We start from the raw sequence: 9,566 nt of genomic DNA, 5'->3' as shown, positions 1-9,566 counted from the left end.
GCCCGCTACTCCTCATGCCCCCGCCCCGGCGGCCGTCGTGAGCCCCGCCGCGCCGGTCACCGAGGCGGACCCGGATCCCGGACAGCGGGAGGGAGCCCTCATCGGCCGGGCGGCCGAATCAGCCGTGCTGCGCCGCGCCGTCGCCGGGGACGGCACGCGCGTCGTGCTCGTCGCGGGGGAGCCGGGCATCGGCAAGACCAGCCTGGCGGAGGACGCCGCGGCGCACGCGCCGGTGGCGGTGTTCGGCCGCTGCTGGGACGGCACGGGCGCGCCGCCGTTCTGGCCCTGGGCCCAGGCTGTGCGCCACCTCACCGGGCGGCACGGCGAACTGGCCGAGATGCTCGGCGCGACCGGGGAGTTCGCGCTGTACGACGCGTTCGCCCGGCTCGTCGCGGAGCACGCCGCCGCGCACGGCAGGGTGAACGGCAGGGTGCTCGTCGTCCTCGACGACCTCCAGTGGGCCGACGCCTCGTCCCTGCGGCTGCTGGAGTTCCTCGCCACGACGCGGGCGTGCCCGGACCTGACCGTGATCGCGACCTACCGCGACACGGAGGTCGGCGGACCGCTGGCCCGGACACTCGCCACCCTCGTACGGCTCCCGCACGTCGAGCGGATCACGCTGGACGGCCTGGGCGAGGACGCCATCGCCGAGTATCTGCGGCGGGCGGGCGCGGACGCCACGCGGGCGGCCGAGGTGGCCAGGCGGACCGGCGGAAACCCCTTCTTCCTCGGCGAGCTCGTCCATCTCGACGGCGGCGAGGCGCCGGGCGCGGTCGCCGACGTGCTGCGCGGCAGGATGGCGGCGATGCCGCCCGGCGCGTCCGGCGTCCTGTCGGCGGCGGCGCTGCTGGGCCGCGACGCCCCGCTGGACGTCCTGCTCGATGTGGTGCGGGACGTGATGGACGTGCCGCGCGACGAGGTGCTCGACGTGCTCGACGCGGCAGTCCGGGCGCGCCTGCTCACGGAGCACGACCTCGTCTACCGGTTCGCCCACGACATCGTCCGCGACGTGCTGCGCGACGGCCTCGCCCCGCTGCGCAGGCGCCGTCTGCACGCCGGCATCGCGGCCGTGCTGGAACGGCGCGGCACGCACCTGGCCGAGCTGGCGCACCACTACCGCGAGGGCCTGGTCATCTCCGGCATGGCGGCCAAGGCGATCGAGTACGCCCGGCAGGCGGCCGCCCACGCCATGGCCCAGTTCGCCTACGAGGACGCGGCCGAGCACCTGCGGCACGCCGTCGCCCTCACCGGCCAGCTTCCGGTGCCCGACCGGGAGCTGCGGTGCGACCTGCTGCTCGGTCTCGCCGAGGCGCAGTCGGCGGCCGGGATGAGCGCGCAGGTCCACGTCACGCTGGAGGAGGCGGCCGAGATCGCCGACGCTCTCGGGGATGACGGCCGGCTGGCCCGCGCCGCGCTCGGGTTCTCCGATCCGCTGTCGTGGGCGATGTACGAGGAATGGGCCGCGGGAGGGCCGCTGACCGGGCGCATCGAGCGGGCGCTGCGGAGCCAGGGGGAGGGTTCGCCGTGGCGGTCCCAGCTCCTGGCGGCCTTCGCCATCACGGGGTCGTTCACCCGGCCGGTCGAGGACAGCGTCGCGCTGGCGGCCGAGGCCGTACGGGAGGCTCGCAGGCGGGGCGACGACGGACCGCTGCTGCGGGCGCTGAGCGCGTACGAGATCCTCTCGCGGGGGGTCGCCGGCCAGGCCGAGCGGCAGGCGGCCATCGACGAGATGGCCGAGGTCGCCCGCCGGACCGGCGACCTGGTGGCGGAGTGGCTGGCCCGGGAGGCCGAGCACGTCGAGCTGGTCAAACAGGGCGAGCTGGAGCGGGCGGCCCGGCTGCTGACGTGGCTGTCGGACACCGCCCGCCGGATCCGCCAGCCCGCCCTGCTCAGCCTCACCGCCTGGCTGTCGGCCATCCACGCACATCTCCGCGGTGACACCGCCCGTGCCCTGGCGGAGGCGGAGGAGTCGGCCCGGCTCCATCCGGAGGGCGCGCTGGGCCGCGACCACGCCGAGAGCCGCGCCGCCGTCTTCCGCTGCCTGGCCGCGCGTGCGCGGGGTGACGCGGCGGCGGCGCTGGCACTGGTGGAGGAGGCGCCGGCGCGGCCCGGCGAGCCCGGATGGCGGGTGCTGCGCTGCGCCGTTCTGCTCGACCTCGGCAGGAGGGACGAGGCCCTGGAGGTCTTCGCCGGTCTGGCCGCCGACGGTTTCGCCGGCATGCGGGGCGACCTCGCCTACCGGTTCATTCCTGACCTGCTGAGCGAGGCGTGCCTGGAGCTGCGCGACACGGGCGCGGCGCCGGTGCTGCACGACCTGCTCCTGCCGCATCGGGGCCGTCTGCTCGGCTGGTCGGTGACCGACCTGTGCCTGGCCCGCCTGACGCTCGTGCGCGACGACCTCGACACCGCGCGGGGTCATTTGCGCGACGCGCTCGCCCTCGTCCGCCGCTCCGGGGTCACCCTGTACGAGAAGCCGATCCTGGACCTGCTCGCTCGCGTGTGATCACCCGTTCTTGAGGGCTTCGGCGAGGGTGTCGCGCAGCGGCGTGGTGGGACGGCCGATGAGGCGGGACAGGTCGCCGGGGGTGTCGCCGAGCCAGCCGTCGGCGATGTCGGCGTCGGTCTGGGCGAACATGGCCGCGACCGGCCCGGGCAGGCCGGCGGCCTCCAGCACCTTGGCGTACTCGGCGACGGGCAGGTCCCGATACTCGACCGGGGCGCCGGACAGCTCGGCGACCAGGCCGGCCAGCTCGGGAAGGCTCCAGGCGACGTCGCCCGACAGCTCGTACACGGCGCCCCGGTGTCCCTCTCCGGTCAGGACGGCGGCAGCGGCGGCGGCGAAGTCGGCCCGCGCCGCCGAGGCGACGCGGCCGTCGCGGGCGCTGCCCGCGATGACGCCGTGCTGCGCGCCCTGCCGGGCCGTCGCGACGTAGTTCTCGTGATACCAGCCGTTGCGCAGGAAGGTGAAGGACAGCCCGCTCGCGCGGATGTACTCCTCGGTCGCCCGGTGCTCGGGCGCGAGGCCCAGCGGAGTGGTGTCGGCGTGCAGGATGCTCGTGTAGGCGACCGACTCCACCCCGGCCGCCTTCGCCGCGTCCACCACGGCCTGGTGCTGGGCGAGTCGCCGGCCGGGCTCGCTGCCGGAGATGAGCAGGACCTTCGCGGCGCCCTCGAAGGCCGGCCCCAGCGTGGCGGGGCGGTCGTAGTCGGCCTCACGCACCTGGACGCCGCGCCCGGCCAGGTCGGCCGCCTTCTCCGGGCTGCGCACCGCCGCCACGATCCGCGCGGCGGGGACGCGCGCGGCGAGCTCCTCGATCACCAGACGGCCCAGATGCCCGGTCGCCCCGGTCACGACAATCATGGTTTCTCCTCTTTAGTACTTTCTATGGGTTAGTGCTTTCTATCAGAAAGTACTCCGAAAGCGTAAGCTGGCGGGCATGGAGGAGTTCGAGGACCTCGTCGCCGACGTCTTCTCGCGCAGGTGCACATCGCGCACGGTGCTGGAGACCATCACCGGCCGGTGGGCGATCCTGGCGCTGGCGGCCCTGTACGAAGGGCCCTATCGCTTCAACGCCCTGCGCCGCCGGGTGGACGGGGTGAGCGAGAAGATGCTGTCGCAGACCCTCCAGGCACTCGAACGCGACGGCATGGTGCTGCGGGAGGCCGAGCACACGATCCCGCCCCGGGTCGAGTACAGCCTCACGCCGCTCGGCCGCGAGGCCGCCGAACGCCTGCTCCCCCTCATCTCCTGGACGGAGGAGCGCATGCCCGAGGTCGTCGCGGCCCGGGAACGCCACGAGGCGCGCTGAGGCGGGCAAGCCCGCGCCAAGTTCGGAACAAGACCGTCCGCAGAGCCTGTGGGCATGGAAACACAGCTGACAGGTCCCTGGCGGATCGCGCCCGACGTGGTGCTCGTCCCGGTGATCGAACCGGTCGCGGCGGGATACGCCCACACCAACTCGATGATCATCACCGGACGCGAGCCGGTGATCGTGGACACCGGCGCGGCCGGGCATCGCGAGCGCTGGACCGAGGACGTCTTCTCGGTAGTGGAGCCGCGCGACGTGCGGTGGATCTTCCTGAGCCACGACGACCCCGACCACGCGGGCAACCTGGAGGTCGCCCTGGAGATGTGCCCGGCGGCGACGCTGGTCACCGGCGCCCCCGTGCGCTCCGGCTCGGCAGGCGGTTTCGCGCCGCCGCCGGGCCGCACGCGCCGGATCGCCGACGACGAGTCGTTCGACGCGGGCGACCGGCGGCTGACCGCGGTGCGGCCCCCGCTCTACGACGCGCCGGCGACCCGCGGCCTGTACGACGACCGCAGCGGCGTCTACTGGGCGGCCGACTGTTTCGGCGCCGAGGCGTCGGTGGCGACGGCGGACGCCGGAGATCTCCGTCTGGAGGACTATCTGGAGGCCGTGCGCGGGTTCGGCGCCGGGCTCAGCCCCTGGCACCGCTGGCTCGACCCGGGGATCTTCGGCCGGTACGTCGACCGGCTCGCGGCCATGGAGATCATCGCGATCGCCTCGGCCCACGGGCCGACCGCGACCGGGGACCGCGTCGCCCGGGTGATCGACGCCGTACGCGGCCTCGCCGGGGCACCCGGTCCCGCTGAGGGTCCGGCACGCTGAGGCTCCGGCACGCTGAGGCTGCCGCGGACCCCGGCGGGCGAGGGGCGGCCGCGCGGCGGGCCGGCCGCCCTCCGCGCTCCCGCGTCGGGCCAGGTCACCGGCGCTTTGCGCACTGATGGCCGGTTCAACCCGTTGCCATACACGCAGTTAACGTGGCGGGACTGTCGGAGCCTTTTCTGGGCAGGCACGATGTCTTGTGAACGACACTCAGCATCACGATCTCGCGCGCGGGGTTCCGGGAAGGGCACGGACCGCGAGCGAGCGCGACCATAGAGCCGGTGGGCTCCGGGCCCGTCCCGGCATGACCGCCGCGCCGGCGGGCGAGGAGGTCCAGTGAGGGAGATCTGGCCGGGGGATTCCTATCCGCTCGGAGCGACGTACGACGGCGCGGGCACCAACTTCGCGCTCTTCTCCGAGGTGGCCGAGCGGGTCGAGCTGTGCCTGTTCGACGACGACGGCAGCGAGGAACGCGTGCCGCTGAGCGAGGTGGACGGCTTCGTCTGGCACTGCTACCTGCCCGGTGTGGGGCCGGGCCAGCGGTACGGCTACCGCGTCCACGGGCCGTACTCGCCCGGGGACGGCCTGCGCTGCAACCCCAACAAGCTGCTGCTGGACCCGTACGCCAAGGCGGTGGACGGCTCGGTGCAGTGGGATCAGGCGGTGTACGGCTACCGCTTCGGCGAGCCGGACAGCCGGGACGACAGCGACTCGGCGCCGTACGTGCCGAGGTCGGTCGTCGTCAACCCGTTCTTCGGCTGGGGGCACGATCGGCCGCCGGCCACGCCGTACCACGACACCGTGATCTACGAGGCCCACGTGCGGGGCCTGACGATAAGCCACCCGAAGATCCCCGAGCGGATCCGGGGCACGTACGCCGCCCTGGGCCACCCGGAGATCATCGACCACCTGACCTCGCTCGGCGTCACGGCGATCGAGCTCATGCCGGTCCACCAGTTCGTGACCGACCACATGCTGGAGAAGCGGGGGCTGTCCAACTACTGGGGCTACAACACGATCGGCTTCTTCGCGCCGCACAACGCGTACTCCAGCTCGGGGCAGCGCGGTGGTCAGGTGCTGGAGTTCAAGGCGATGGTCAAGGCCCTGCACGAGGCGGGCATCGAGGTGATCCTCGACGTCGTCTACAACCACACGGCGGAGGGCAACCACCTCGGCCCGACCCTGTCCATGCGCGGCATCGACAACGCGAACTACTACCGGCTGGTCGAGGACGACCGGCGGTACTACATGGACACCACCGGCACCGGCAACAGCCTGCTCATGCGCAGCCCGCACGCGCTCCAGCTGATCATGGACTCGCTGCGCTACTGGGTGCGCGACATGCACGTGGACGGCTTCCGCTTCGACCTCGCGGCCTCCCTCGCCCGCGAGCTGCACGAGGTCGACCGGCTGAGCGCGTTCTTCGACCTCGTCCAGCAGGACCCGGTGCTGTCGCAGGTCAAGCTCATCGCCGAGCCGTGGGACGTCGGCCCCGGCGGCTACCAGGTCGGCAACTTCCCGGCCCGCTGGACCGAGTGGAACGGCCGCTACCGCGACACGATCCGGGACCTGTGGCGGGGCGAGCCGGCGGCGCTGCCGGAGTTCGCCAGCCGCCTCACCGGGTCGAGCGACCTCTACCAGGACGACAGCCGCCGTCCGGCCGCCTCGATCAACTTCGTCACCTGCCACGACGGGTTCACGTTGCAGGACCTCGTGTCGTACAACGGCAAGCACAACGAGGCCAACGGCGAGGACAACCGGGACGGCGCGGACGACAACCGCTCGTGGAACTGCGGGGTCGAGGGCCCGGCGACCGGCCCGGTCGCGCAGCTGCGCGAGCGGCAGAAGCGCAACTTCCTGGCCACGCTGTTCCTGTCGCAGGGCGTGCCGATGCTGTCGCACGGCGACGAGATCGGCCGCACCCAGCAGGGCAACAACAACTCCTACTGCCAGGACAACGAGATCAGCTGGGTCGACTGGGGCACGATCCTGGAGGCCGGCGCCCGTAACTCCACCACCGGGGACGACGCGGGCACCAGGGAGAAGCGCCAGCTGCTCGACTTCACCCGGCGCCTGGCCCGGCTGCGCCGCGACCACCCGGTCTTCCGCCGCCGCCGCTTCTTCTACGGCCGGCCCGTACGCGGTTCGCACGACCAGCTGAGCGACATCGCCTGGCTCACGCCGTCCGGCACGGAGATGACCGACGCCGACTGGACCAACGGCTACGCCAAGGCGCTGGCGGTGTTCCTGAACGGCGACGCCATCACCGAGCCCGACCGCCGCGGCCGGCGGATCAGCGACGACTCGTTCCTGCTGCTGTTCAACGCCCACCACGAGGTGATCAAGTTCACGATCCCCGACGACTACGGCGAGCTGTGGGCGACCGAACTGGACACGGCGATGCCGGTGCTGAGCGAGTCGCGCGTGTGCCGGGCCGGCGAGGCCGTGCCCGTGAGCGGCCGCTCGGTGCGGGTGCTGCGCCGCGTCTGACCGTCCGAGCCGGGCCCGCGCGGGGATGTCGCCGCGCGCGGCCCGGCTACGGTCCTGACCAGCGGCGATGCCGCAATAGAGTGCCTTCGGTGTTAGCGCGCGTCGCACCGGGCAAGAGGGGTTCCAGTCCGGCGCGCCTGCCGGCCTCGGCGGTGGCAGGGGCGCGCCCGTGACGGGCACTATGTAAACGACCTCCGGGAACGCGCTGTGAAAGGCGGTTCGGTGACTTCTACCTATCGGGTGCAGCTGACGCCTGACTTCGGATTCGCCCAGGCCGCGAGCCTCGTCGGCTACCTCCGTGAGCTGGGAGTGGGCCATCTCTACCTGTCGCCGATCCTCCAGGCCTGCCCGGACTCCCAGCACGGGTACGACGTGACCGACCACGGCCGCGTACGCGAGGAGTTCGGCGGGGAGGAGGGCCTGCGGGCGCTGGCGGCCGAGGGCATGCCGCTGGTGTCCGACATCGTGCCCAACCACATGACGGTGCCGGTGCCGGAGTCGGACAACGCCCAGCTGTGGGCGGCGCTGCGGGACGGGCCGGGGTCGCCGGCCTCCCGGTGGTTCGACTTCCAGTGGCCGGTCACCCTGCCGCTGCTCGGCGACGACGCCGACGAGGCGCTGCGTGTGGACGACGGCGTGGACGGCCGGGTGCTGCGCTACCACGACCACGCGTTCCCGATCAGGCCCGGCACCGAGCACCTGCCGCTGCCGGAACTGCTGGAGGCCCAGCACTACCGGCTGGCCCACTGGCGGGAGAGCCCCGGCTACCGGCGGTTCTTCGACGTGTCGTCGCTGATGGGCCTGCGCGTGGAGGACCCCGAGGTCTTCGAGGCCACCCACGCCGTCACCTTCCGCCTCATCGAGGAGGGGCTGATCCACGGCCTGCGCGTCGACCACCCGGACGGCCTGGCCGACCCCCGCGGCTACCTGCGGCGGCTGCGTCCGCACGTGCCCGGCCCGCTGTGGGTGGAGAAGATCCTCATCGACGGCGAGCGACTGCCCGCCGACTGGTCGTGCGACGGCACCACCGGCTACGACGCGCTCAACATGATCACCCGGCTGTTCGTCGACCCGGCCGGCCGCGACGCGCTCATCGAGACGTTCGGCCGCCACACCGGCGTGCGCGACGACTACGAGACCGTGCGTCACGACGCCAAGAAGCACGTCCTCGACCTGTTCTTCACGGGGGAGGTCGACCGGCTGACCGACGACCTCGGCGATCCGGCGCTGCGCGAGGCCGTCGTGGAGCTGCTGGCCGCGATGCCCGTCTACCGGGCGTACGTGAACCCGGGCGAGCAGCCGTCCGCCGCCTCCGAGGCGATCATCCAGGAGGCGGCCGCGCCGGCGGCCACCCGGACCGACCCCGACGCGGTGGCCAAGGCGGCCAACCTCGTCCTGTACGGCCCGCCCGAGGCGGTCACCCGATTCCAGCAGACCTGCGGGCCGGTCATGGCCAAGGGCGTCGAGGACACCGCGCTCTACCGGTGGTATCCGCTGGCCTGCCTCAACGAGGTGGGCGGCGAGCCCGACAGGTTCGGCGTGTCGGCGGCCGAGTTCCACGAATTCTGCGCGGGCCTGCCGCCGCGGACGATGACCACGCTGTCCACCCACGACACCAAGCGGTCGGAGGACGTGCGCGCCCGCCTGGCGGTGCTGTCGGAGATGCCCGAGGAGTGGGCGATGGCCGTCGACTCCTGGGCCGCGGCCGTGTCGTTCGATCCCAAGCTCGACTACCTCGCCTGGCAGTCGCTGATGGCGGCCTGGCCGATCTCCCTCGACCGCTTCACCGACTACCTGCTCAAGGCCGCGCGCGAGGCCAAGACGGCGATCTCCTGGCTCAACCCCGACCCGGCGTACGAGGACGGGATCAGGGACTTCGCCCGGCGGGCCATGGACGCCTGTGGCTACTCGGTCGCCGCGTTCACCGAGGTCGTGGACCGGTACGCCCGGGTCAACTCGCTGGGGCAGAAGGCCGTGCAGCTCCTCATGCCGGGCATCCCGGACGTCTACCAGGGCAACGAGATCACCGACTTCTCCCTGGTCGACCCGGACAACCGGCGGCCGGTCGACTTCGAGCGGCGCCGCCGGCTGCTGGCCGAGCCCGACGACAGCTGGGACGGGCAGAAGATCCGCGTCACCGCCGCCGCACTCGGCCTGCGGCAGCGGCTCGACCCCGAGGCGCCGTACGCGCCGGTCGAGGCGGGGGAGCACGCGGTGGCGTTCACCCGGGGAGTCCCCGGGCAGGGGACGGCCGCGGTCGTGGTCGCGACCCGGCTGCCGGTCGGGCTGGAGCGCAGGGGCGGCTGGGGGAGCGAGACGATCACGCTGCCGCCGGGGCGCTGGCGCGACCTGCTCACCGGCGCGGAGCACACCGGGCAGGTGCGGATGGCCGATCTGCTGTCCGCGTACCCGGTCGCGATTCTCGAGGGCTGACGGCTTCGTTCGATA

6 protein-coding genes are annotated in these 9,566 nt (G+C 73.0%); 5 read left to right on the top strand and 1 reads right to left on the bottom strand.

Translation table 11 applies throughout. The features are described from left to right. Window positions 1-2,503: AAA family ATPase (locus AB0J39_RS19655; RefSeq protein ID WP_363466533.1), on the top strand; the 2,503-nt coding region annotated here is incomplete at its 5' end. Here the strand turns inward: AB0J39_RS19655 and AB0J39_RS19650 are convergent. After that, window positions 2,504-3,361 (bottom strand): SDR family oxidoreductase, encoded by an 858-nt coding sequence (locus tag AB0J39_RS19650; protein ID WP_363466530.1) that lies wholly within the window; start codon window positions 3,359-3,361, stop codon window positions 2,504-2,506. It lies immediately after the preceding gene. Between the two features lie 76 nt (window positions 3,362-3,437). Between AB0J39_RS19650 and AB0J39_RS19645 the strand changes: the two genes are divergently transcribed. The 4 genes from AB0J39_RS19645 to treY all read left to right on the top strand — a co-directional run bounded on the left by AB0J39_RS19645 (window position 3,438) and on the right by treY (window position 9,551). Next, a complete protein-coding gene (locus AB0J39_RS19645; protein ID WP_363466527.1) occupies window positions 3,438-3,809 on the top strand; it encodes a helix-turn-helix domain-containing protein in 372 nt (123 codons plus the stop codon). Window positions 3,810-3,863: 54 nt separating this feature from the next. Then, the gene (locus tag AB0J39_RS19640) at window positions 3,864-4,631 is read left to right on the top strand and encodes an MBL fold metallo-hydrolase (protein ID WP_363466524.1); all 768 of its coding nucleotides are present in this window, start codon (window positions 3,864-3,866) and stop codon (window positions 4,629-4,631) included. A 333-nt stretch (window positions 4,632-4,964) separates the two neighbouring features. After that, on the top strand, window positions 4,965-7,118 hold the full coding sequence (gene glgX / locus AB0J39_RS19635) for a glycogen debranching protein GlgX (protein ID WP_363466522.1): 2,154 nt from the start codon (window positions 4,965-4,967) through the stop codon (window positions 7,116-7,118). A 222-nt stretch (window positions 7,119-7,340) separates the two neighbouring features. Beyond that, a complete protein-coding gene (gene treY / locus AB0J39_RS19630) occupies window positions 7,341-9,551 on the top strand; it encodes a malto-oligosyltrehalose synthase (RefSeq protein WP_363466520.1) in 2,211 nt (736 codons plus the stop codon). Window positions 9,552-9,566: the final 15 nt, after the last annotated feature.

It is taken from the genome of Microbispora sp. NPDC049633, assembly GCF_040675265.1.
GTDB classification, from domain to species: Bacteria; Actinomycetota; Actinomycetes; order Streptosporangiales; family Streptosporangiaceae; genus Microbispora; species Microbispora maris.
Note: the sequence above shows the minus strand (reverse complement) of the source record. Positions and strands in the feature narration are given on the sequence as shown.